Here is a 22,025-nt window from a genome sequence, read left to right on the forward strand (position 1 = left end):
GCTACCGCCAGCCGTAGCGCTCGCGCAGTCGGTCCACGACCAGCTGGAACCGGCCGCGGTCCAGGGCGCACGCCTCGCGCCGCATGCCCGCCTCGTGCACCCTCAGCACCCGGTCCACGTCCACCCAGGACTCCCGGCCGGCGCCGTCCCACGGCCCGGTCCCGATGGGGACCCACTCCCGGTCGTGGTCGTGCCGCTTGCTGGAGAGCTGCACCGCGAGCAGGGTCCCGCCCGCCTCCCGCGCCACGACCAGCACGGGCCGGTCCTTGCCCCGCCCGTCGTTCTCCTCGAAGGGGACCCAGGTCCAGACGATCTCGCCGGGATCGGGGTCCCCGTCACGGTCGGGGGCGTACGAGGTCTGCACCGGGCCGATGGCGTGCGGATCCGCCTCGGTGGTGGCCGTCCCGCCGTCACGGCCGGGCTGCTCGACGTGGCCGGAGCCGTGGTGTGAAAGTGCCGTCATCCGGGTGAGGTTACTGGGTCGGGGGCGGGGGTCGCGGGACCGGCTCTCGCGGGTCGGCTCCCGCGGGTCGGCTCTCGCCGGTCGTGGGGTCACCCCACTCCCGGCCACCTCGCGGCCCAGCCCTCCGCCGCCTCCAATTCAGCCGCCAGGCTCAGCAGGCGGGGCTCCGAGCCGTAGCCGCCCAGGAGTTGGGCTCCGAGGGGGAGGCCGTCGGTGGTGAAGCCCGCCGGGACGTTGACTCCCGGCCAGCCAAGGACGTTCCAGGTCCAGGCGTACGGGGCCGCGGCGATCATCGCCCGGTCCGTGGCCATGGCGCCCAGCCCCGCCAGGGCCCCGATCCGCAGGGGTGGTGTGGCCGTCGTCGGGGTGAGCACCACGTCGAACCGCCCGAAGATCCGGCCCACCCGCTTGCGCAGGCCCTCCTCCGCCCGGCGGGACACCCGTAGCGGCAGGCCGCCCAGCAGCCGGCCCGTGCGCGCCGACTCCCGGGTGCGCGGATCCAGCAGCGCCGGGTCGGGGACCCGGGAGGCCCACTCCCGTACGCCCCCGGTGCCGCGGGGTACGAAGCTCAGGCCGATCAGGCCGTAGCGGGGGTCCTCGGGGACGACCTCGTGGCCCAGCGACTCCAGCCGCCCGGCCAGCCGCTCCACCGCCGAACGGACCTCGGGGTCAAGGGACTTGGGCGTGGCCGTGAACGGCATCCCGAACGACAGCGCGATCCGCATCCGGCGCGGGGCGCGCCTGACCGCCTCCACCGCCGAGATCTGCGGCGGGCAGTGCAGGTCGCCCGGGTTCGGGCCGCTCGCGGCGTCCAGCAGGAGCGCCGCGTCGGCGACGGTGCGGGCCAGTACGCCGTTGACCGTGAGCCCGTGGAAGGCCTCGGGCTCCGGCCAGGTGGAAATGCGTCCGCGCTGCGGCTTCACCCCGATCAGGTGGGTCCAGGCCGCGGGAATGCGGATCGACCCCGCCCCGTCGGAGCCCAGCGCCGCCGGCACCAGCCCGGCGGCGACGGCCGCGGCCGAGCCGCCCGAGGAGCCGCCGGGCGTGTAGCCGGGGTTCCAGGGGTTGCGGGTCTCCCCGAAGGCCCGGCTCTCGGTGACGGGCCACTGGCCCAACTCCGGGGTCTGGGTCTTGCCGACGATGACCGCGCCGGCCGCGCGCAGCCTTCGTACCGCTTCGCTGTCCGCGGCCTTCGGCGGGAACTCCCCTGCGCAGCCGAACGCGGTCGGCTCCCCGGCCACGTCCATGTCGTCCTTGACGGCGATCGGCACCCCCAGCAGCGGCAGCCGCTCCCCGGCGGCGAGCCGCCGGTCCGCCGCGTCGGCCTCCGCGAGGGCGGCCTCGGCGCGGACGATCCGGAAGGCGTTGAGCTCCGGCTGCGCGGCGGCGATGCGGCGCAGCGTCCGCTCCGTCAACTGCCGTGCGGAAACGCTGCCTTCGGCGAGCGCGGCCGCCATTTCCGCCAGGCCGGAGGGCAAGGCGGAAGGCATGGCGGAAAGCACCGCGGAAGTGGACCTCGGGATGAATGGACTCGAAGGCGCCAAGCCCGTTGAGCCAACGGAAACACTGGAAATAGAAGTAACCGACACCGGACCTCCCCATTACCGATCGGTAGAAAGAGACGGTAAAGGGGACCGGTCGAGAGCTGCTGGACCCATCCCTCCAAGGACGCCGTAGAGCCGCTGAAGTCCCCGACGCGGGTTCATCGCACGGATCTTCTCCCTCGGAGCGGCTCTGGACCGGGCAAGCACCTCGGGCGGATCGGTGAGTGGAGAGGGGGAAGGAGATCGCAGGACGACGGCCGGGGATCTGCCGGAGGATCGCCCGATGCGCGCCACAGGCCGGGTTTGCGGTGTCCACGGCCATGTAGCAGCCGAAGGCGATCCCGTTGACGACGGCGAAGGCCCGCATGGCCGTCCAACGGGCCGACACGGCCGGAAGCGGTCGAACCGGTCGGAGTGGTAGCCGCCGACCACGGTGTGGACGGCCATCGCCACGCTGGTCAGCGGCATCAGCACCGCCGCGCCCGCGCCGAGCGCGCCGAAGACGAGGGAGCCGGTGCGGTAGTCCTCGCAGAAGGCGGCGCCGGGCAGGGCGCCGAGGGCGGAGCCGAAGGGCAGGCCCAGGCCGACGGCTGCCGAGGCCCTGCCGCGGGTGCTCCTGGGCACCCGGTCGGGGCCCGCGGAGGGGACGCGCCGGTTGGGGCATTCGCTTCCGGCCATCCGCCAGCCCTCTGTCGCAACCGGTCTGGAAAGATGCCACGGCAATGTCTCAGTCACCGAACACCCCGCCCCCCGCGCCGACCAGCGCCGACGTGGCCCGACGTGCGGGCGTGTCGCGCGCGACGGTCTCGTACGTGCTGAACAACGCGGAGGCCGTGCGCATCAGCGAGCCGACCCGCCGCAAGGTGCGCGAGGCCGCGGAGGAGCTCGGGTACGTCCCGCACGCCGCCGCCCGCAGCCTGCGCGCCGGGCACACGCGGATCGTGCTGCTGCCCGCCTCGCACGTGCCCATCGGGCCGCTGTACAGCACCTTCCTGAACGAGCTCCAGTGGGCCCTGCGCCGCCTCGACTACACGGTGGTCCAGTACGGCAGCCTCGGCCTCGGCGGCGACGAGGCCGCGCGCGCCTGGGCCGAGCTGCGGCCGGTCGCGGTGATCTCCCTCGGCGAGATCACCCTCTCCGCGCACAACGTCGCCACGCTCAAGCGGGCCGGGGCCCGGGCGGTGATAACGATGGGGCCGGTGAGCGTCCCCGGAGCGCACGCGCTGGTCATGGACCAGACGGAGGTCGGCGTCCGGGCCGCCGCGCACCTGGTGGAGCGGGGCCGGCGCCGGATCGGCGTGGTGGTGCCCGAGGAGGAGGGCCTGGAGCTGTTCTCCGCGCCGCGGCTGGAGGGCGCCCGGTCCGTCGAGGGCGCCGAGGTCCGGGCGCTCCCGATGGCGTACTCGGAGGAGTCGGCGGGGGCGCTCGCGGCCCGGTGGGGCTCGCTCGGCCTGGACGCGGTGTTCGCGTACAACGACGAGTACGCGATGCTGCTGATGCGGGCGTTCCTCGACGCGGGACTGCGCATCCCCGAGGACGTCGCCGTCATCGGCGCCGACGACCTGCTGATCGGCCGGCTGCTGCGGCCGCGGCTGAGCACGGTGCAGATCGAGCTGCCGACCGGCGACCATCTCGCGGCCCTGGTGGACCAGGCGGTCCGGGAGCCCGCCGAGGTCACCGAACGCCACGACCTGATGGCGGCGGTCGCCCTCCACCGCGAGTCCACCTGAGCCTGGCCCTGGCCCTGGCCCTGGCCCTGGCCCTGGCCCTGGCCCCGGCCCCGGCCCCGGCCCCGGCCCCGGCCGTGGTCCTGACCCGCAGCCGCCGCCCGGAGCCCGTTGACAGGGGGTGACGGGCGGACGGAGACTGCGGGCGCGCCCCACCGGGCGTGCCCGGGGGCGTTTCGGGCTGCCGACACCGGTACCGAGGCGCCGCCGCTCGTACGGATCCGCCCAGGAGAGCCCCCATGAGCATCCGCACCGTCCGCGACGTGTACGTGGTCGACGCCGTCCGCACACCGATCGGGAAGTTCGGCGGCGCCTTCGCCGGGGTCCGGCCCGACGACCTGGCCGCCCATGTGGTGCGCGCCCTCGTGGACCGTACGCCCGCACTGGACCCGGCGCGCATCGACGACGTGGTCTTCGGCGACGCCAACGGCGCGGGCGAGGACAACCGGGACGTGGCCCGGATGGCGGTGCTGCTGGCGGGGCTGCCAGTGACCGTGCCCGGGGTCACCGTCAACCGGCTCTGCGGGTCCGGTCTGGAGGCCGTGATCCAGGCCGCCCGGGCCATCGCGCTCGGGGACGCCTCCGTCGCCATCGCGGGCGGCGTCGAGTCGATGACCCGCGCGCCCTGGGTGGTGCAGAAGCCCGAGCGGGCCTTCCCGGCCGGTCACCAGCAGATGTGGTCCACCACCCTCGGCTGGCGGATGACCAACCCGCGCATGCCCGCGGAGTGGACCGGCTCCCTCGGCGAGGGCGCGGAGCTGATCGCCGAGAAGCACGGCATCACCCGTGAGGCGCAGGACGCCTTCGCGCTGGAGAGCCACCGCAACGCCGCGGCCGCCTGGGCCGCCGGGCTGTATGAGGACGAGGTCGTCGCGTACCCCGGTGTGGACCTCGTACGGGACGAGTCCATCCGGGAGGGTTCCACCGCAGAGGCGCTGGCCCGCCTCAAGCCCGCCTTCCGGTCGGACGGCACCGGTACGGTCACGGCCGCCAACGCCTCCCCGCTCAACGACGGGGCCGCGGCCCTGCTGTTGACCGACGAGGCGGGGCTGGCGGCCACCGGCCGGGAGCCGTTGGCCCGGATCAGCGCGTCGGCCGTCACCGGGATCGAGCCGCAGCTCTTCGGGCTGGGCCCGGTGGAGGCCGTCCGTCGGGCGCTCGAGAAGTCCGGCCGCGGTTTCGCCGATCTGGCAGCCTTCGAGCTCAACGAGGCGTTCGCGGCGCAGGCGCTGGGATGCCTGGCGGCGTGGCCGGAGCTGGACCCGAAGGTGGTCAACCCGCGCGGCGGGGCCATCGCCATCGGCCACCCGCTCGGCGCCTCGGGCGCCCGGCTGGCCGGATCGGTGGCGCACCAACTGGCGGCGGCGGGCTCCGGCACGGGCATGGCGGCGCTGTGCATCGGCGTGGGCCAGGGCATCGCGCTCGTACTCGAACGCTGAGCACACGCGGACGGTCGATCATTTCAAGTCATGATGGACCGTCAACTGCCCAATAACTGAACAGAAGTGACGCCTCCGGTCTGGCACGATGGCGCGTGCCGCCCCCGCCCCATGCCCGCCATCCCCACCCGGAGGCCCCGCGCCATGCCGCTCCTCGATCCGACGCTCTGGCAGGACGGACCCACCCTCACCGGCGGCGCCGCCCCGGTGCTCGAACCCGCCACCGGCCGCACCCTGGCCACCCTGGACCTGGCCGCCCCCGCCGACGTCGCCCAGGCGGCCGTACGGGCCGGGGCCGCGCAGCGGGAGTGGGCGCGAACCACCCACCTGGAGCGGGCCGCGGTGCTGCGCCGCGCCGGGGACCTGTTCTCCGTACACGCCGACGAGCTGCGGGACTGGCTGGTGCGGGAGTCCGGGTCGATACCCGGCAAGGCCGACTTCGAGCTCCACGTGGCCGCGCAGGAGTGCTACGAGGCCGCCGCGCTGGCCTCGCGCCCGACCGGTCAGGTGCTGCCGAGCGAGGAGCCCCGGCTCTCCTTCACCCGGCGGGTGCCCGCCGGGGTGGTCGGGGTGGTGGCCCCGTTCAACGTCCCGCTGGTCCTCGCGGTCCGTTCGGTCGCGCCGGCGCTGGCGCTCGGCAACGCGGTGCTGCTCAAGCCGGACCGGCGCACCGCCGTGTGCGGAGGCCTCGCGCTCGCCGCCGTCCTCGCCGCGGCCGGTCTGCCGGGCGGCCTGCTCCAGGTACTGCCCGGCGGGGCCGGGACGGGGGCCGCGATCGTCGCCGACCCCCTCGTCCGGGTGGTCTCGTTCACCGGGTCCACCGCGAGCGGCCGCTCCGTCGCGGAACTGGCGGGGCGTCACCTCACCCGCGCGCACCTGGAATTGGGCGGGAACTCCGCGCTGGTCGTGCTCCGGGACGCCGATGTCGAGGCCGCCGTCGCGCAAGCCTCCTGGGGCTCCTTCTTCCACCAGGGGCAGGTGTGCATGACGGCCGGGCGGCACCTCGTACACGCCTCGCTGTACGACGAGTACGTGGAGCGGCTCGCCGCGCGGGCCGAGGCCCTCGCCGTCGGGGACCCGTACCGCGAGCAGGTGCACCTGGGCCCGCTGATCGACGGCGACCAGCTGGAGCGGGTCCACGCCCTGGTGGAGGCCAGCACCTCGCAGGGCGCCAAGCTCGTCGCGGGCGGCACGCACCGAGGCCTGTTCTACCGGCCGACGGTGCTGGCGGGCGTCGGGGACGACACCCCCGCCTACACCGAGGAGGTCTTCGGTCCGGTGGCGCCCGTGCGGTCCTTCGCGACGGAGGAGGAGGCGGTGGCGCTGGCCGCGGCCGGTCCGTACGGCCTCGCGCTCGGGATCGTGACCCGGGACGCGGCGCGCGGCCTGGACCTGGCGGCGCGGATCCCGACGGGAACGGTCCACATCAACGACCAGACGGTCAACGACGAGGCGGTGGCCCCCTTCGGCGGGACCGGCGACTCGGGCACCGGCGCCCGCTTCGGCGGCGAGGCGAACCTCGACGCCTTCACGGAGCTGCGCTGGACGACGGTGCGCGCCACGCCGGGCGGCCACCCGTTCTGACCTGCCAGGAATGCTGCGGGCGGGTCGTTCGTTCAAGGAGCACAAGCAGCATTTCAGGAGGTTTGGATACCGTGGCTACTGTCGAACTCACCAAGGAGAACTTCGACCGGACGGTGAGCGAGAACCCGTTCGTTCTGATCGACTTCTGGGCGGGCTGGTGCCGTCCCTGCCTGCAGTTCGCCCCGGTCTACGAGAAGGCCGCGGAGGCGAATCCGGACCTGGTCTTCGCGAAGGTGGACACCGAGGCCCAGCAGGAGCTGGCCGGCGCCTTCCAGATCAGCTCGATCCCGACGCTGATGATCGTCCGCGACCAGGTGGCCATCTTCTCCCAGCCCGGCGCGCTGCCCGAGGCGGCGCTCACGGACCTGATCGAGCAGGCCCGCGCCCTGGACATGGACGAGGTGCGGGCGAAGATCGCCGCGGACCGCGAGCACCCCGAGGAGCCCGGCACGCCGGACGCCTGAGCGCGTGACGGGCCCGGTGCCGCCGGTGACACTGGCCCGCATGACTGAAGCGGTGTTCTACAACGACATGCAACCCCTGACTGACGCCGCACGGGCCGCTGTGGCCGCGCTGGAGCATGTCGTCACGGTCACCGTCAGCCGTACCGAGCGGATCCATGCACTGGCTGTGCGGGCCGTCGGCATCAACGAGGAGCTGAAGGGTGCTGACCCGACTGCCGGCCCGTGGCCCTCGTCCGCGTACGGCTTCCGTGCGCAGACCTACCCCGCGCACGTTGCGGTCCTCGGCGAGGGCGTTGCCAACGCGGTCCGGCCGGGCCGCGTGGCCGCGGCCGTGCTGGCCTTGGCGATGGAGGGCAACGGTCCTTGATCGTCGAGGCCCGAGAAGTGTTCAACGCCCCCTTTGAGCACGTCATCGAGCGGCTACAGGCTGACGTGCCCGGCCTGACCGACGCGCTCCGCATGACCCCTGAGCCACGCTGACCCGCCGATCCGCACCCCGCCCGGCCCGACTGCACGATGGGCCGGGCACCTTCGCGCTACGCGGTCCTACGGGCCCGTACGGCGTCCGTGTACAGCTCGCGTGTCAGATCCTCGTCGCCGATGCCGAGGTCCGCCAGAACGGCGCGCACGTCGTTCAGCGCCGCCGTGACGTCCTTCTCCTCTGCTAGCGTCTCCAGCTCCAGGAACGTCCCGTCCACCTCGGGGACCCGGACCAGGGTGGCGAGCATGCGCCGGCCGTGGGCCTCGAAGTCGTAGTTCCGGCAGCGCTTCTCAAAGGCGATGGCCGGGACGTAGCCGAGGCCGCGGAGCATCGCGTGTACGGCCTCGGCGTCCTCGACGCGGGTCTCATGTTCCGGCTTCGACCCAGACTCCTCATCCACGCGGGCTCCCTTGTACGTGAGGACCGTGCGGGTGTCCTCCGCACCGTGAACGGTCCGGACCCGCAGCTCCTCGTCACGGGCCTCCAACGCCCCGTCCGGGGTGTCGTAGTAGGTGTCCTGGTACACCTCGGCCCGGCCGTCGGCACGCTCATCAAGCTGCCGGAGCGTCTCCTCGGGCGCGTGTACGCAAGCCTTCAGCTCTGCCTCGATCATCTGCTCATCCCCTTCTCAGACCGTGCGCTCAGCTCCGTCGATGACCGCCTCGAACATCCGCCGGAAGCCCCGGAACAACGGACCGTGCGGCGTCGCCATGACCTTGTAGGTGGCTGACTCGTGCCCTTCCCACCCTGCATCGAACGTCCCGACGAACAGGGTGGAGTCGGTTCGGATCAGCCGCCACGTCGGCAGTGTCGCGTACCGGTACACCTCGATGTCGCAGATCCCGGCAAGCTCCCGGAGTCGGGCCTCGGTCAGCCGCACGCCGCTGGCGAGGGACTCCGCTGACTCCCCGATCTCGGCCGCCCGTTGCGCTAGGGCGGGCCCCTCCGGGTCGAGCAGTAGCACCCGTACCCGCAGGCCGCCGTCCGGCCGGCCGAGGTGGGCGCGCAGCATCGAGTCATTCAGCCCGATCAGGCCGAGGCCGCGGACGGCGAGGATGTCCAGTTCCTTCGCGGCGCGAGCCTGCTGCTGGATCTCCTCGCGCGCAGAGGCCTGTGCGGAGTACACGCGCACCACCTCTGGGAACGCGGCGAGGTCGAACGCGGCGCCCCCGGAGCGCTTCTCCCGGCTGGCCGCCAGGCCGAGTAAGTGCCGTGCGTCGTCCGGCATGTTCAGCCCGTCGGCGATCCGCTCGTACACATCCAGGCGGGACACTTCGCGGCCCCGGTTGATGATCTCGTTCACGCGGGCCTGCGTCATGCCGACTGCCGCGGCGATGCGGGCCTGGCTGGCCCCGCTGTACTGCTGCACGTACCGGAACACGGCGCCCACATCGCGGGCGCGGAGGGCCTGGCGCACGTCCGCGCGCTCCCATGCCCAGTTCGGAAGCGTGGTCGGTACGAGCGGTGTTGTCACGGCCGGCCTCTGCTCATCCGGGTGTGAGATGGGAAGCCATCCCACGGTGAGATTACCGCTCGGGTATCGAGCGTGTACGCCGCGTCACAAGATCCTGACTGCATGACAGCGCAAGCTCAGGCAAGCCCGGTCAACTGGTGCCACTGGCACCGCGGCTCCTCCGCGACCGCCCTGCCCATCCAGTTCGCTGCCCGATCGTGTGGGCCGCCGGTCCTGATGTACGCGTGCGCGCCCTGCCGGGAACAGCGCCGCCTCACCCCGCGCGGACGCCGGTCGTGACGCGGGCTGCGGTCGCTCTGCGCTGCCTGGAAGCGCCGTTGCCCGCTCGTAACGAGCTCACCGCGGAGCAGGCCGCCGGCCGGGCGTGCTGTGCCTGCGGCAAGAGCCTCACCGTAGGTGCCGTGTCCCGCGGCTGGGTGGAAGGCTGTCACGGCGCCCACAAGGTTGACGCCGAGGTGTGGGCCTGCCCGGAACCACAGGAGGACGAGTGACGTACATCTGCTGCCGCTGTGACCAGCCGATCAAGGGCGCGCCGATGGCGACCGCGGTGCACTCGTCGTCCGGGGCCCGGCCGGACCAGTACTCCCACTGGCCCGGCGACCCGGCATGCAAGCCGATCAGGTCAAGCGGCCGGTGAGCGAGCACGCCAGGACCCGTACGCCGTGATCCTGGCTGGCTGACCCCACTGACTCCCGCCCCGCCCGGGGCGGGCACCCCGCACGATTCACCGAAGCGATAGGAGACCGCGATGAGCGATGGCAAGCACGCCGGACAGCCGCAGGACAGGCCGTGGAGGCCTCCCTCCCAGCCGTCGAGCCCCGACGGGAGCCGGCCCTCGACGCCCTCGACGCCGCCGCCCCCGCCGCCGGGCAAGAAGTGAACCGGGAGATCTGCCGCGAGGCCCTGGAGGCCGCGGCGCTCCTGCGCGAGCCGTGGCTGGCGACGGCCTTCGACGCGGTTGACCGGGAGGCCTTCGTCCCTCAGGCGATCTGGCTGCCGGTCCGGGACGAGGAGGGCTTGTGGACCTTCGTCGAGCGTGACGAGGACCCGAGGCCTGGCGCCGTGCGGTGTGGCAGCCGAACCAGGCGGTGATCACGCAGCTCGATGACGGGGACACGGAACCCGGTCCGGGCGCAGGTGACTTCACCTCGTCGGTGTCCGCGCTGGACATCGTGATGCGCAAGCTGCATCACCTGGACCTTCAGCCCGGGCACCGCGTGCTGGAGATCGGCTACGGCTCCGGCTATCACACGGCGTTGCTGTGCGAGCGGGTGACGTCGAAGGGCGTCACGGCCGTGGAGCTCGACCCGGACATCGCCGAGTGGGGCGCTGTCAACCTGAAGGCGGCCGGCTACTCCCCGACGCTTGCGTGCGGCGACGGGCTGAAGGGGGTCCGGGACCGGGCGCCGTTCGACCGGATCATCAGCACGGCCGCAGTCCGCCGGGTGCCGTACGCGTGGGTGCAGCAGTGCCGGGGAGGGCTGATCCTGACGCCGTTCGGGACCGCGTACAGCAACGCCGGACTGCTCAGGCTCCGCGTCCAAGACGGCGAGGCCGGGGGCCGGTTCGTGGGCGAGTCCGCGTACATGTGGATCCGCAGCGAGCGGCCGGCGGTCGAGCTCCACACCCCGCAGGAGTCGACCGGACGGGGCTCACCGATCGATCCGGCACAGGTCCTGAGCGGCGGCCACCTCCAGGACTTCGCCATCGGCCTCCAGGTCCCGGACGTCTCGTACTCGCACCGCGGGGAGGGCGACGGCCGGCAGGTTCAGTTCGTCGACGAGGCCGGCACGTCGGCCACGATCGTCCGTTACGGCGACTGGTGGGAAGAGGACGCAGTCCGCTCGTGGGGACCGCGCGACCTGTGGGCCGAGGTCACCGCGGCGTACACCTGGTACGAGGAACAGGGCCGCCCCCACATCACCCGCTACGGCGTCTCGATCGACGCCACCGGTCAGCGGGTGTGGCTCGATGATCCAAGCAAGGGTCTGGATCAAGGCCCCGGCGGGTGATGAGGTCACCACGCCGGGGCCGCCCGTCATCTCACGCGTGTCTCACAGACCACACGTACAGTGACGGGATATGAGCCCCTGACCGGGATTCCTGCGGGTCCTGGTGGACCCTCTGGAACCCTTGGAAGGTGTCTATGTCGGAAGCGGTGGAGTACGACGTAGTGGTGCTCGGCGGGGGTCCGGCCGGCGAGAACATCGTGGACCGGACCCGCGCCGCGGGCCTGAGCACGGCCCTGGTCGAGAGCGAGCTCGTCGGCGGTGAGTGCTCGTACTGGGCCTGCGTGCCGAGCAAGGCGCTGCTGCGCCCCGCCCTGGCCAGGGCCGACGCACGCCGGGTGCCCGGCCTCGCCGGCGCCGTCGGGGGCCCGCTGGACGCGGCGGCGGTGTTCGCGCACCGCGACTACTGGACCGGCAGCTGGAAGGACGACGGCCAGATCGACTGGCTGGACTCCATCGGCGCGCACGTCTACCGCGGCCACGGCCGGCTGTACGGCGTGCGGAAGGTCGCCGTCACCAGCCCCGAGGGGGAGCACCACGTACTCTCCGCCCGGCAGGCCGTGGTCGTCGCCACCGGCACCCGGGCCGTGGTCCCCGGGCTGCCCGGCATCGCGGAGGCCCGGCCGTGGACCAGCCGCGAGGCCACCTCCGCGCAGGCGGCGCCGGGCCGGCTGCTGATCGTCGGAGGTTCGGTCGTGGCCGCCGAGATGGCGACCGCCTGGCAGGCGCTGGGCTCCGAGGTCACCGTGCTCGTACGGGGCTCCCGGCTGCTGCCGCGCATGGAGCCCTTCGCCGGGGAGCTGGTCGCCGAGGCACTGCGCGAGGCCGGCGCGGTGGTGCGTACCGGGGTCGAGGTCGAGGCGGTCGTACGGGACGGGTCGACCGGGCCGGTCACGGTGGTCCTGGCCGGCGGCGAGAGTCTGGAGGGCGACGAACTGCTGATGGCCACCGGCCGCTCGCCGCGGACCGAGGACATCGGGCTGGAAACGGTCGGCCTGACCCCCGGCGACTGGATCGCGGTGGACGACACCTGCCGGGTCCCCGGACACGACTGGCTCTACGCGGTCGGTGACGTCAACCACCGGGCCCTGCTCACCCACCAGGGCAAGTACCAGGCCCGGATCGCGGGCGCCGCCATCGCCGCCCGAGCGGCGGGCGCGGGCCTCGACACCGGCCGCTGGGGCGCGCACGCGGCGACGGCCGATGCGCTGGCCCTCCCGCAGGCGGTGTTCACCGACCCGGAGGCCGCGGCCGTGGGACTGACCCTCGCGGAGGCCGAGCGGGCCGGCCACCGGGTCCGCGCCGTCGACCACGACCTCGGGAAGGTCTCGGGCGCGGGCCTGTACGCCGACGGGTACCGCGGGCGGGCCCGCATGGTCGTGGACCTGGACCGCGAGGTCCTGCTCGGCGCCACCTTCGTCGGTCCGGGCGCCGCCGAACTCCTGCACGCGGCCACCATCGCGGTCGCGGGGGAGGTGCCGATCGAGCGGCTCTGGCACGCGGTTCCGGCTTTCCCGACGATCAGCGAGGTCTGGCTCAGGCTGCTGGAGGCGTACCGCGGTTGAGGAAAACCGGGCGGAGCCGACCCGCCGCCGCCGAGTAGCATCCCGGAATGCCGAAGACGATCGAGACGCTGAGCCCCGAAGCCGGGCGGGCCGACACCGCGGGCCTGCGCGGGTACGACGCGGACGCCGTGGCGCGTTGCGCGGCCGACGCGGCGGAGCCGTGGTGGCGCCGCAAGGCCTGCGCGGAGGCGTTGGCCGGGCGGGTGCCGGAGCAGCGGGTGGCCGAGCTGGTCACCTGCGTCCAGGACACCGGTGACGCGGGCTCGGTGCGCATCGCCCTGCTGGAGCTCCTCGCGGACCGGCCGGAGCTGCTCCCCTGGCTGCGGGACGAGGAACGGCTCCGGGAGAGCGCGTACGGCATGCCCGAGGCGGTCCTCAGGGCGCGCGGCGCGCTCGGCGACCGTACGGCGGCCGGCGCCTTGGCGACGCTCGCCTTCAGCCCGTGGCGCCACCGGCGGGAGATCGGCGAGGCCGGGCTGGACGAACTCGCCGCCCGGTACGGGCTCGAGGCGGTGCTGGCCCAACTCGGCGGGGCCCGGCCCGAGGACCGCGCCTTCGGCGTCCGGATGCGGCACCGCGCCGGCGAGGACGTGACCGACGCGCTCGCCGACCCCGACCGGGGCGTGGCGCACCTCGCCCTGACGCTGCTGACCGACCCGGTGCGGCTGCGCGGCTACCTCGCAGAGGCGCCGACGCAGGAGGCGAAGCTGTGGGCCGCGTACGCGCTGCACCGTCTGACCGATGACATCGCCGAGACCCGCGGGGTGTACGAGGCGTTGGGGCGGCCCCGCACCGAGGTGGCCGGCCTGGACGAGGAGCTGCGCGCGGCGATCGTCCACGAGTACGGGCACGAGTGCGCGGAGCGGAGCGACCCGCGGTGGCGGATGGAGGCCCTGTGCACCGGGCCGCCGTCCGGACCCGACCCGGCCGAGCGGCTGCGCCGGGCCATGACCGCGCTCACCGCGGCGGGGCTCGCGCCGAAGCCGCCGGTCTCCTGCGGGGACGCCCACCGTCAGGGGGGCGGTACGTACGACGTGATCGGCTACGGCGACGGCGGCGGCGAGGTGTTCATCAGCACGCTCGGGCGGTTCGCCGCCGATCACGACGAGGATCCGGCCGTCCGCGGCGCCCTCGAACCGGCCGGCTTCCGCTGGATCGACCAGGCCGTCGGCGCGATCCGCGTCACCGGACTGGGGGTGTACTACTTCGGCAGGCGCGACCCGTTGGACGTCCGCTCGCTGCTGTTCTACTGGCAGGACTAGGGACCGTCCGACAGCGATGAAGGAGTCACCACTGTGATCGTGATCGCCCACCTCAGTGACACCCATCTCGACGGCGGCAGCCGGGCCGCCGGGCGTACCCGCGCCGTGATGGAGTACCTGGACGGACTTGCGTACGACCTCGACGCGGTTCTCGTCAGCGGGGACATAACCGACCACGCGACCGCGGCCGAGTACGAGGAGGCGCGCGAGGCGCTCGACTCCCGCCACCCCGCGCTCCTGTGCCCCGGCAACCACGACGACCGCGCGGCCTTCCGGCAGGGCCTGTTGGGGGAGGCGGACGCGCCCGCGGCCGCCGTCAACCAGGTGCTGCGCGGGGACGGCTTCGTCCTCGCGGCGTGCGACTCCTCCGTGCCCGGCGAACACCGGGGTTTCCTGGAGGACTCCACCCTGGCCTGGCTGGAGGCGGTGCTGGAGGAGACCCCGCACGACGTGCCGGTACTGGTGGCCTTCCACCACCCGCCGGTCGCGCTTCACATCCCGTACGTCGACGGGATCCGGCAGTTCGGCGAGGAGCGGCTGGCGGCGCTGGCCGCGCGGCACCCGCACCTGACCGCGTTCCTGTGCGGGCACGCCCACACCGGCGCCGCGACCACCTTCGCCGGGCGGCCGCTGCTCGTGGCGCCGGGTGTGGTGTCCACGTGCCGGCTGCCCTGGGAGGCCGCGACGGGCGCCGGCGAGTACGTCCACCTCGACGAGCCGCCGGCCGTCGCCTTCCACGTCCTGGGCGAGGACGGGCGGCTCACGACGCACTACCGGGTGGTCGTCGACCGCCGGTAGCTGCGGCCGTCGCGGGTGCGGGTGAGGTGGCCCGAGATGATCAGGTACCGGCGCAGCGCCGAGCAGTCCTCGTGCACCGTGCGCAGGGCGTCGTTCACCTCGGGCTCCGTGTAGTCCCGGTCGGCCGCGAAGAGGGTCTGTGTGAGGTGGTCGAGCAACTGCTCGCGTCGGGCGGCCTTGCGCGGGATCGCGGTGAGGCGGCCGCCGGAGAAGAGGTCGCAGACGCCCCGTGCGACGGCGGTGCGTTCGCGGACTTCGGACGGCTGTTGGTGATCGTTGCTCTGTGACATGCCCGCGAGCTTCACCCGACAGCCCCTCCCGCGGCAACGGGATTTAGGAAAGTGACGGTCGCTCATCTTACTGAGCGGTAGTTCCGCCAGTACCCTCCCCGTGACCGGTTCCTGCCCCCCACGGAGGAGCACGTATGCGACGTCCCACCGCCCGCCTGAGAACAGCCGTGGCCACCGCCCTGGTTGCCCTCGGCGCCGCCCTGCTCTCCCCCCTCGCGCCCGCGTCCGCGGCAGCGGGCGACACCCCGGTGCCGCTCCCCGTCGCCGACTACTGCGGCAACCAGTGCAGCGACATCCTGCCGCCCGGCCAGAACGGCAACGCCACCCTCGCGCAGATCCTCCTGCACAAGGCCTTCGGCACGATGCCGGGCCACGCCTCCGACCAACTGGCCCGCTACGACTCCCTGGTGGCGGGATATCCGGGCCTCACCGACGCCAAGGTCAACGACTTCTTCAACAACGCCTCCTTCGGCGTCCCCGCCGACCAGGTCGAGTCCACCACCAGCCCCCGCGCCGACGTGACCATCACCCGGGACAAGAAGACCGGCGTCCCGCACGTCAAGGGCACCACCCGCTACGGCACTTCCTTCGGCGCCGGCTTCGCCGCCGCCCAGGACCGCCTCTGGCAGATGGACCTCTTCCGTCACGTCGGCCGCGGCGACCTGACCCCCTTCGCCGGCGGCGCCCTCGCCAACCAGGGCCTGGAGCAGCAGTTCTGGCCGCAGGCCCCGTACACCGAAGCCGACCTCCAGGCCCAGGTGGACCGGATCCGCACCACCGAGGGCGAGCGCGGGCGCCTCGCGATGGAGGACGCGCAGGCCTACATCGACGGCATCAACACCTACCGCACCCAGTCCAAGGACGGCCGCTACTTCCCCGGCGAGTACGTCCTCACCGGCCACATCGACTCCATCACCAACGCCGGTGAGATCCAGCCCTTCAAGCTCACCGACCTGATCGCGCTGGCCTCCGTCGTCGGTGGCCTGTTCGGCGGCGGCGGTGGCGGCGAGGTGCAGGCGGCGCTCTCCCTGCTCTCCGCGCAACAGAGGTACGGTCTGGAGGAGGGCACCCGCGTCTGGGAGTCCTTCCGCGAGCGCGAGGACGCCGAGGCGGTCCTCACCGTCCACGACGGCACGAGCTTCCCGTACGCCCAGAAGCCCGCGAACCCGCAGGGCACGGCGCTGCCCGACGCCGGATCGGTCACCGCCGAACAGCTCGTGTACGACCGTACCGGCGCGGCCGCGAGCGCGGCCGCCGCCAACCCGCCGAAGCCGATGAAGCAGAGCATGTCCAACGCCCTGCTCGTCTCCGGCGCGAAGACCGCGAGCGGCCACCCGGTCGCCGTGTTCGGCCCGCAGACCGGCTACCTCGCGCCCCAACTGCTCATGCTCCAGGAGCTCCAGGGCCCCGGGATCAGCGCCCGCGGCGCCTCCTTCGCCGGCGTGAGCATGTACGTGCAGCTCGGCCGGGGACAGGACTACGCCTGGAGCGCCACCTCCGCCGGGCAGGACATCACCGACACCTTCGCCGTGGAGCTGTGCGAGCCGGGCGGGGGCGCCCCGACCAAGGCGAGCACCTCGTACCTGTACCGCGGGGCCTGCACCCCCATGGAGAAGCTGGAGCACACCAACGCCTGGAAGTCCTCCGTCGCCGACTCCACCCCGGACGGCTCCTACCGGATGCGGGTCTGGCGCACGAACTACGGCGTCGTCACCCACCGCGCCACCGTCGCCGGCAAACCCGTCGCCTACACCGCGCTGCGCTCCACCTACCGCCACGAGGCCGACTCGATCATCGGCTTCCAGATGCTGAACGACCCCTCCTACGTCAAGGACGCCCGCACCTTCCAGCAGGCTGCCGAGCACATCGGCTACGCCTTCAACTGGTTCTACGCCGATGCGCGCGAAGCGGCGTACTACAACAGCGGGTTGAACCCGGTCCGCGCGGCGGGAGTCGACCCCGCGCTGCCGGTGCGGGCCGGGCAGCGGTACGAATGGCAGGGCTTCGACCCCGCAGCGAACACCGCCGCCTACACCCCGCCCGCCGAGCATCCGCAGTCCATCGGGCAGGACTACTACATCAGTTGGAACAACAAGCAGGCCAAGGGCTACGGCGCGGCCGGCTTCGGGATGGGCGCCGTCCACCGCGGCGACCTCCTCGACAAGCGGGTGAAGCCCCTCGTCGCGGCGGGCGGGGTCACCCGCGCCTCCCTCACCCGGGCCATGGCGGACGCGGCCGTCACCGACCTGCGCGCCGAGAACCTGCTGCCCGAACTGCTCGCCGTGCTGCGCAGCGCCCCGGGCGCCGACCCGGTGGTGAGCGCCGCGATCGACAAGCTCGCCGCGTGGCAGGCCGCCGGCGCCAAGCGCAAGGAGACCTCGCAGGGCTCGAAGGCGTACGCCCACGCGGACGCCATCCGGATCATGGACGCCTGGTGGCCGCTCCTGATCGAGGCGGAGTTCAAGCCGGGCCTCGGGGCGCCGCTCTACGACGCCCTGCGTGCCTCCCTGAGCGTTGACGAGGCGCCCAACGCGGGCCACGGGCCCACCGGTTCGCATGCCGGCTCGGCCTTCCAGTACGGCTGGTGGAGCTACGCCGACGAGGACCTGCGCATGGTGCTCGGCCGCCCGGTCGCCGACCCGCCCTCCCAGGTCTACTGCGGGGGCGGCTCGCTCTCCGCGTGCCGCGATGCCATGGCCGCCACGCTGAAGCAGGCCGCCGCGGCCACCCCCGCGGCCGTCTACCCGGCCGACGGGACCTGCGCGGCCGGCAACCAGTGGTGCGCCGACTCGATCGTCCAGCGTCCGGTCGGCGGGCTGGGACACCCGCAGATCAACTGGCAGAACCGGCCCACCTACCAGCAGGTGGTGGAGTTCGCGGCGCACCGCTGAGGCGCCGGGCACCGCGTACGAAAGGGCCCGCCGGCCCCGGATCGCTCCGGAGCCGGCGGGCCTCGTCGTGCGTCATACGTCGTGCGTCATACGGGGGAGGGGCTCAGGGGCCGACGGTGATCTGCTGCGCCGGATCGGTGGTGTCGGTGACCTTGTACACGGCGTTGAAGGTGGACGAGGTCGAGCTCGTCGGGCAGCCGAAGCCGCCGGTGACCTTGACCGGCACGGAGGCGTTGGCGAAGGTCAGGCTCGGCGGGGCGCCGTTCGTCCAGCTCCCGCTGACCCCGGCCGGGGCCGTGGGGGCGGCCGTGACGGTACAGGTGGCCAGGCCGGTCGTCTTCAGCACCAGCCCGCCGACGGGCACGCCCATGGTGGCGGCGATCGGGGAGCCGTTCTGCATCGACACCGTCCAGGAGCCGCTGGTGGTGACCGTCGGGGTCACCCCCGGCAGGCTGGCGGTGCAGGAGCTGAACGTCGGCGGCGAGATCGGCGAGGAGACCGGCCCGGCCGCGTTGTGGTTGCCCGGGGCGGCCGGCACCGTGCCGGTGGAGACGGAGACCGAGCAGGTCACCGTGACCGATCCGGCCTTGAGCGTGGCCTTCCCGCTGAGGGTGGCGGTGAAGGCGTGCCCGGCCGGGGTGACGGTGGTCGGCCCGGCCAGCGGTAACGGCGCCGCGGTGGCGGAGACCGAGGCCAGCGACAGTGCTCCTGCCGCGGCCATCCCGAGGGCGAGCGCGGTGCGCGTACGGCTCATGGCTGTGCTCCTTGGGGATCGTGGTGCGGGGTGGGGGAGGCGGGTGTGATGGATGTGGCGGATGTGGTGGATGTGGCGACGAGGAGAGCTTCCGGGTCCCGCACGGCGGAGGCGCGCGGAGCGGTGTGCGGCTGCCAGGCGAACATGAGGCCGCCGCCGAGGATGCCGAGCAGGGTGCCGATCAGGAACCCGCCGAGGTTCGACAGGACCAGCGCGGCGGTGGCGATGAGCGTGGTCAGGACCCCGGCCAGGCTGCGCTGCGGGGGAGAGAACCAGGCGGTGAGCCCGAGCACGATCATGACGATGCCCATCAGGACGGACGGGATCCCCGCCACTCCCTGGTGGAGCATGACCTTCAGCGGCGCCAGCGGCAGGGCGCAGATCTCGGCCCCGGCGAGGATTGCGAAGAGCCCGCCCCAGAACGGTCTGCTGCGCCGCCACCGCCGCCAGCGGCTCAGAAGCATTCCTTCTTGCCCTTGGCTATGTTCATGCTGAGCCCGGAGAGCTTGAAGGTGCCGGCGTTGGTCGCCCACGCCGTCTGCTGGAGATCGGTGATGCTGACGCTGTCCGCCTGCTGGGCGAACAGGTCCTGCATGCCCACCGCTTCCGTCGGGCCCTTGTCCAGGGTGGAGGCGTCGCGCCCGATCTCGATGTTGGTGAAGACCGCGTCGCCGCCGAGCTGCGTCGCGTCGACGAACAGGTTGCTCGCCTCGACGGGGTTCTTGTTCCCCGCGGTGAGGTTGAGCGAGATGTCACCGATGATCGGCAGCGTGGTGACCACCGACTGGCAGAGGCTGTGCAGTTTGGCCTCCCGGATGGCGGTGACGGCCACCGGGATGAGCTCCTCGCGGGCGTTGACGTCCACGCTGCCGTACTGGGCGAAGCCCTCGCCCTCAAGGCTCTTCGCCGACACCTTGAACTGCTGGCCCGACACGGCGAAGGAGGCGGCGAGCGCGCCCTGCGCGAGGGCGATGCCGAGACCCGCGGTCACGGCGACGGCGGGCACCGTCAGTACGGCGAAGCGGCGCCAGCGGACGCGGCCCGTGCCGCCGGACGGCTCGGGTAAGTTCGGGTTTGGGGCATCTGTCACGAGATCAACCCTTTAATCGGCTGTGCACCGTTGTTACCGACGAGTTGAATGTAAGAGTGCCAATGGAGGTTGGCAAGGTTGCTCGAGCGTACCTTTTCGGCCGACTCCTACTGCTCCGTACGCAGCAGTTCGGCGACCTCCGCGTCCACCCGACGGGCCATCGCCCGCGCGAACTCCGTGGCCACGACCTCACCCGCCACAGGGCGCAGCGCCGCCACCGCCCCCGTGATGTGGTGTAGCTGCGCGGCCGAAAGTCGCTCCAGCTCCTCCGCCCCGATCACGTGCATCCGGAACAGCGCGACGAACCGGTCCGCGAGCGCGGCCGCCTGTGTCTGTACGAAGTCCCCCGCGTCCAGGATCTCCGCGAGCGGCACCCCCGCCCGTACCAGCGCGAGCGTCGCCTCCAGCAGCCGCCGGCTGCGGTGCGTGACCCGGTCCCCGTCGACCCGTACGTAGCCCAGCTCGGCCGCCCGCCGGGTGTCCTCGGCGGTCGCCGTCGGGCCGAACAGCTCGCGCAGCTCGGCCCGGGTCATCGCGACCGGCTCCTCGTGCTCCCAGTCGCGGGTCATCTCCCGTTCCAGGCCCAGGAGTTGGGAGATGCCGCCACCCTGCTCCCAGGCGGCGAGCAGTTCCGCGATGCCGTTGACGGTGTAGCCGCGCCCCAGCAGGTCGCTGATCAGCCGGAGCCGGATCAGGTGGTCGTCGGAGTACCAGGCGATCCGGCCCTCGCGGCGGGGCGGCGGCAGCAGCCCGCGCTCCTGGTAGTAGCGCAGGTTGCGCACCTTGACCCCGGCCGCCCGGGCCACGTCCTCCCGGCGGTAGTGCCCCGGTCCGCTGCCACTGATGTTGCTCATCCGGCCGAGTGTAGGACTTACCGGCAGGTCACATGGGGCGCTGCGGCACGGGGCGCTCCCGCAGCGGGGCGCCCCGCTCCCGCTACTGCCCCCGCTGCTGCTCCCGCCGCTTGACCGCGCGCAGGACCACGAACTTGGGCTCGCTCGCGGCGACTTCGTTGTTGCCGAAGAGGCGCTGCAGATGACTGTGGTAGCCCATGTGACGGTTGGCGACCACCCACAGCTCGCCGCCCGGCCGCAGCGCCTTGCGCGACTGCGCGAACATCCGCAGCGCCGTCGCGTCGGTCGTCGCCTGGTGGGAGTGGAAGGGCGGGTTGCACAGGATCAGGTCCACCGAACCCGGCGGCAGCATCGCGACCCCGTCTCCGACGATGAACTCCGCGCGGTCCAGGCGTCCTTGGACGTTGGCGCGGTACGTCGCCTCGGCCGAGGCGACCGCCTGGTACGACTCGTCCGTGAAGACGACCTCGGCGTCCGGGTCGGCCACCGCGACGGCCGTGCCGACGATGCCGTTGCCGCAGCCCAGGTCCACGACCCGGGCTCCGTCGGTGTTGGTCGGGATGTTCTGCAGGAAGAAGCGGGTGCCGACGTCGAGGCGGTCCGCGCAGAAGATGCCTGCGTGGTTGACGACGGTCAGGCCCGAGCCCGATCCCGCCTCCTGGTCCACCGTGTACGTCACCGGCCACGGCCCGGGGGTCGTGGGGTGCACGGCGCCGGGGTTCCCGGGCGTACAGAAGATGAGCCGGGCCTTCTTCTCGGCGAGCGAGGTCTTGGTCGGGCCCAGGATCTTCTCGAAGAGCCGCAGGGTGGAGGTGTGGATCTCCTTCACCATGCCGGTGCCCACGACGACGGTGCCCGCGTGCACGTGCGGGGCCACCCGGTACAGCTGGTCCTCCAGCAGTGCCAGGCTCTTGGGCACCCGTACCAGGAGGACGTCGATCCGATCCGGCGGCGCGTCCTGCGTGGTCAGCAGCGTCACCGTGTCCTTGCCGGTGCCGATCCCGGCCCGGTCCAGGTTCGCGGCGGTGGCGGAGCGGGTCAGCGAGGAGTCGGTGATCTGCGTCGGGTGGTACGCGGACAGCGCCGTCGTCAGCGCCCCCCAACGGTCCCCGATCACGGTGATCTGCCCGGCGCCGGCCAGGTCCACCGGGCCGCGGTCGCCGGTACCGGATTCGAGATGGCGCAGCAGGTACTCGTCGGCGGCGTCCCAGGCGCGGAGCCGGTCGCGCGGGTCCTGGGGGAAGCGGGTGAGCTCGTAGGAGCCGAAGGGCGTGGTCAGACGGTTCATATTGCCCCCAGGCTAACCGAGTGGGCGCCCCGGCCCCATGAGCGGGGC

At 72.9% G+C, this 22,025-nt stretch carries 21 protein-coding genes; 11 read left to right on the top strand and 10 right to left on the bottom strand.

Going from position 1 to position 22,025, the window contains the following annotated elements; all coding sequences use genetic code 11:
• Position 1: 1 nt before the first annotated feature.
• Together ACFWB8_RS24260 and ACFWB8_RS24265 are read right to left on the bottom strand one after the other, a co-directional pair.
• Positions 2-463, bottom strand: coding sequence for a type II toxin-antitoxin system PemK/MazF family toxin (locus ACFWB8_RS24260; protein ID WP_385230764.1), 462 nt, complete (start codon positions 461-463; stop codon positions 2-4).
• An 89-nt stretch (positions 464-552) separates the two neighbouring features.
• Positions 553-1,953 carry an amidase gene (locus ACFWB8_RS24265; protein ID WP_385230767.1) on the bottom strand — a complete coding sequence of 467 codons (1,401 nt, stop codon included), beginning with the start codon at positions 1,951-1,953 and terminating at the stop codon, positions 553-555.
• 776 nt (positions 1,954-2,729) lie between these two features.
• On the opposite strand from ACFWB8_RS24265, the gene ACFWB8_RS24270 reads away from it, so the two are divergent.
• The 5 genes from ACFWB8_RS24270 (at position 2,730) to ACFWB8_RS24290 (ending at position 7,588) form a co-directional block, all read left to right on the top strand.
• Entirely contained in the window at positions 2,730-3,737 is a 1,008-nt protein-coding gene (locus ACFWB8_RS24270; RefSeq protein WP_385230770.1) for a LacI family DNA-binding transcriptional regulator, read from the top strand.
• A gap of 236 nt (positions 3,738-3,973) precedes the next feature.
• Positions 3,974-5,173: a thiolase family protein gene (locus tag ACFWB8_RS24275; protein WP_385230773.1), complete on the top strand. Its 1,200-nt coding sequence runs from the start codon at positions 3,974-3,976 to the stop codon at positions 5,171-5,173.
• Between the two features lie 144 nt (positions 5,174-5,317).
• Positions 5,318-6,757, top strand: a complete 1,440-nt coding sequence (locus ACFWB8_RS24280; protein ID WP_385230776.1) for an aldehyde dehydrogenase family protein — start codon at positions 5,318-5,320, stop codon at positions 6,755-6,757.
• 71 nt (positions 6,758-6,828) lie between these two features.
• Complete coding sequence (locus ACFWB8_RS24285; RefSeq protein ID WP_385230779.1) at positions 6,829-7,221, top strand: thioredoxin family protein; 393 nt, start codon at positions 6,829-6,831, stop codon at positions 7,219-7,221.
• A gap of 40 nt (positions 7,222-7,261) precedes the next feature.
• Positions 7,262-7,588, top strand: coding sequence for a hypothetical protein (locus tag ACFWB8_RS24290; RefSeq protein ID WP_385230782.1), 327 nt, complete (start codon positions 7,262-7,264; stop codon positions 7,586-7,588).
• 169 nt (positions 7,589-7,757) lie between these two features.
• Here ACFWB8_RS24290 and cyaB read toward each other — a convergent pair whose 3' ends face one another.
• Positions 7,758-8,315 (bottom strand): class IV adenylate cyclase, encoded by a 558-nt coding sequence (cyaB, locus tag ACFWB8_RS24295; protein WP_385230785.1) that lies wholly within the window; start codon positions 8,313-8,315, stop codon positions 7,758-7,760.
• Positions 8,316-8,330: 15 nt separating this feature from the next.
• The gene (locus ACFWB8_RS24300) at positions 8,331-9,176 is read right to left on the bottom strand and encodes a helix-turn-helix domain-containing protein (RefSeq protein ID WP_385230788.1); all 846 of its coding nucleotides are present in this window, start codon (positions 9,174-9,176) and stop codon (positions 8,331-8,333) included.
• Between the two features lie 789 nt (positions 9,177-9,965).
• Here ACFWB8_RS24300 and ACFWB8_RS24305 point away from each other — a divergent pair.
• From ACFWB8_RS24305 to ACFWB8_RS24325, 5 genes are all read left to right on the top strand, one after another.
• Complete coding sequence (locus ACFWB8_RS24305; RefSeq protein ID WP_385230791.1) at positions 9,966-10,268, top strand: hypothetical protein; 303 nt, start codon at positions 9,966-9,968, stop codon at positions 10,266-10,268.
• Positions 10,244-11,188, top strand: a complete 945-nt coding sequence (locus tag ACFWB8_RS24310; RefSeq protein WP_385230794.1) for an rRNA adenine N-6-methyltransferase family protein — start codon at positions 10,244-10,246, stop codon at positions 11,186-11,188. The genes ACFWB8_RS24305 and ACFWB8_RS24310 overlap by 25 nt, the downstream gene beginning before the upstream one ends.
• A gap of 134 nt (positions 11,189-11,322) precedes the next feature.
• Positions 11,323-12,750: a dihydrolipoyl dehydrogenase family protein gene (locus ACFWB8_RS24315; protein ID WP_385230823.1), complete on the top strand. Its 1,428-nt coding sequence runs from the start codon at positions 11,323-11,325 to the stop codon at positions 12,748-12,750.
• A gap of 47 nt (positions 12,751-12,797) precedes the next feature.
• Positions 12,798-14,012: a hypothetical protein gene (locus ACFWB8_RS24320; protein ID WP_385230797.1), complete on the top strand. Its 1,215-nt coding sequence runs from the start codon at positions 12,798-12,800 to the stop codon at positions 14,010-14,012.
• A gap of 33 nt (positions 14,013-14,045) precedes the next feature.
• A complete protein-coding gene (locus ACFWB8_RS24325; protein ID WP_385230800.1) occupies positions 14,046-14,810 on the top strand; it encodes a metallophosphoesterase in 765 nt (254 codons plus the stop codon).
• On the opposite strand, the gene ACFWB8_RS24330 is transcribed toward ACFWB8_RS24325, so the two are convergent.
• A complete protein-coding gene (locus tag ACFWB8_RS24330; protein WP_385230803.1) occupies positions 14,783-15,100 on the bottom strand; it encodes a DUF2087 domain-containing protein in 318 nt (105 codons plus the stop codon). The two genes, ACFWB8_RS24325 and ACFWB8_RS24330, sit on opposite strands and share 28 nt — an antisense overlap.
• Positions 15,101-15,234: 134 nt before the next feature.
• On the opposite strand from ACFWB8_RS24330, the gene ACFWB8_RS24335 reads away from it, so the two are divergent.
• On the top strand, positions 15,235-17,991 hold the full coding sequence (locus ACFWB8_RS24335; protein ID WP_385230806.1) for a penicillin acylase family protein: 2,757 nt from the start codon (positions 15,235-15,237) through the stop codon (positions 17,989-17,991).
• 103 nt (positions 17,992-18,094) lie between these two features.
• Here the strand turns inward: ACFWB8_RS24335 and ACFWB8_RS24340 are convergent, their stop codons facing one another.
• From ACFWB8_RS24340 to ACFWB8_RS24360, 5 genes are all read right to left on the bottom strand, one after another.
• Complete coding sequence (locus tag ACFWB8_RS24340; RefSeq protein WP_385230809.1) at positions 18,095-18,745, bottom strand: hypothetical protein; 651 nt, start codon at positions 18,743-18,745, stop codon at positions 18,095-18,097.
• Complete coding sequence (locus ACFWB8_RS24345; protein WP_385230811.1) at positions 18,742-19,209, bottom strand: DUF6114 domain-containing protein; 468 nt, start codon at positions 19,207-19,209, stop codon at positions 18,742-18,744. The genes ACFWB8_RS24340 and ACFWB8_RS24345 overlap by 4 nt, the downstream gene beginning before the upstream one ends.
• Positions 19,200-19,835, bottom strand: coding sequence for a DUF6230 family protein (locus ACFWB8_RS24350; RefSeq protein ID WP_385230813.1), 636 nt, complete (start codon positions 19,833-19,835; stop codon positions 19,200-19,202). Before ACFWB8_RS24350 ends, ACFWB8_RS24345 begins: the two co-directional genes overlap by 10 nt.
• 107 nt (positions 19,836-19,942) lie before the next feature.
• Positions 19,943-20,689: a MerR family transcriptional regulator gene (locus tag ACFWB8_RS24355; protein ID WP_385230815.1), complete on the bottom strand. Its 747-nt coding sequence runs from the start codon at positions 20,687-20,689 to the stop codon at positions 19,943-19,945.
• Positions 20,690-20,771: 82 nt separating this feature from the next.
• Positions 20,772-21,968: a methyltransferase gene (locus tag ACFWB8_RS24360; RefSeq protein WP_385230826.1), complete on the bottom strand. Its 1,197-nt coding sequence runs from the start codon at positions 21,966-21,968 to the stop codon at positions 20,772-20,774.
• Positions 21,969-22,025: the final 57 nt, after the last annotated feature.

Source organism: Streptomyces sp. NPDC060031, assembly GCF_042736805.1.
Lineage (GTDB): Bacteria > Actinomycetota > Actinomycetes > Streptomycetales > Streptomycetaceae > Streptomyces.

Coding starts and splice junctions, on each gene's coding strand:
- ACFWB8_RS24340 (WP_385230809.1), bottom strand. CDS start 18,745: ATGAGCCGTACGCGCACCGCGCTCGCCCTCGGGATGGCCGCGGCAGGA.
- ACFWB8_RS24280 (WP_385230776.1), top strand. CDS start 5,318: ATGCCGCTCCTCGATCCGACGCTCTGGCAGGACGGACCCACCCTCACC.
- ACFWB8_RS24320 (WP_385230797.1), top strand. CDS start 12,798: ATGCCGAAGACGATCGAGACGCTGAGCCCCGAAGCCGGGCGGGCCGAC.
- ACFWB8_RS24260 (WP_385230764.1), bottom strand. CDS start 463: ATGACGGCACTTTCACACCACGGCTCCGGCCACGTCGAGCAGCCCGGC.
- ACFWB8_RS24270 (WP_385230770.1), top strand. CDS start 2,730: ATGTCTCAGTCACCGAACACCCCGCCCCCCGCGCCGACCAGCGCCGAC.
- ACFWB8_RS24330 (WP_385230803.1), bottom strand. CDS start 15,100: ATGTCACAGAGCAACGATCACCAACAGCCGTCCGAAGTCCGCGAACGC.
- cyaB (WP_385230785.1), bottom strand. CDS start 8,315: ATGATCGAGGCAGAGCTGAAGGCTTGCGTACACGCGCCCGAGGAGACG.
- ACFWB8_RS24275 (WP_385230773.1), top strand. CDS start 3,974: ATGAGCATCCGCACCGTCCGCGACGTGTACGTGGTCGACGCCGTCCGC.
- ACFWB8_RS24355 (WP_385230815.1), bottom strand. CDS start 20,689: ATGAGCAACATCAGTGGCAGCGGACCGGGGCACTACCGCCGGGAGGAC.
- ACFWB8_RS24335 (WP_385230806.1), top strand. CDS start 15,235: ATGCGACGTCCCACCGCCCGCCTGAGAACAGCCGTGGCCACCGCCCTG.
- ACFWB8_RS24265 (WP_385230767.1), bottom strand. CDS start 1,953: ATGCCTTCCGCCTTGCCCTCCGGCCTGGCGGAAATGGCGGCCGCGCTC.
- ACFWB8_RS24315 (WP_385230823.1), top strand. CDS start 11,323: ATGTCGGAAGCGGTGGAGTACGACGTAGTGGTGCTCGGCGGGGGTCCG.
- ACFWB8_RS24290 (WP_385230782.1), top strand. CDS start 7,262: ATGACTGAAGCGGTGTTCTACAACGACATGCAACCCCTGACTGACGCC.
- ACFWB8_RS24345 (WP_385230811.1), bottom strand. CDS start 19,209: ATGCTTCTGAGCCGCTGGCGGCGGTGGCGGCGCAGCAGACCGTTCTGG.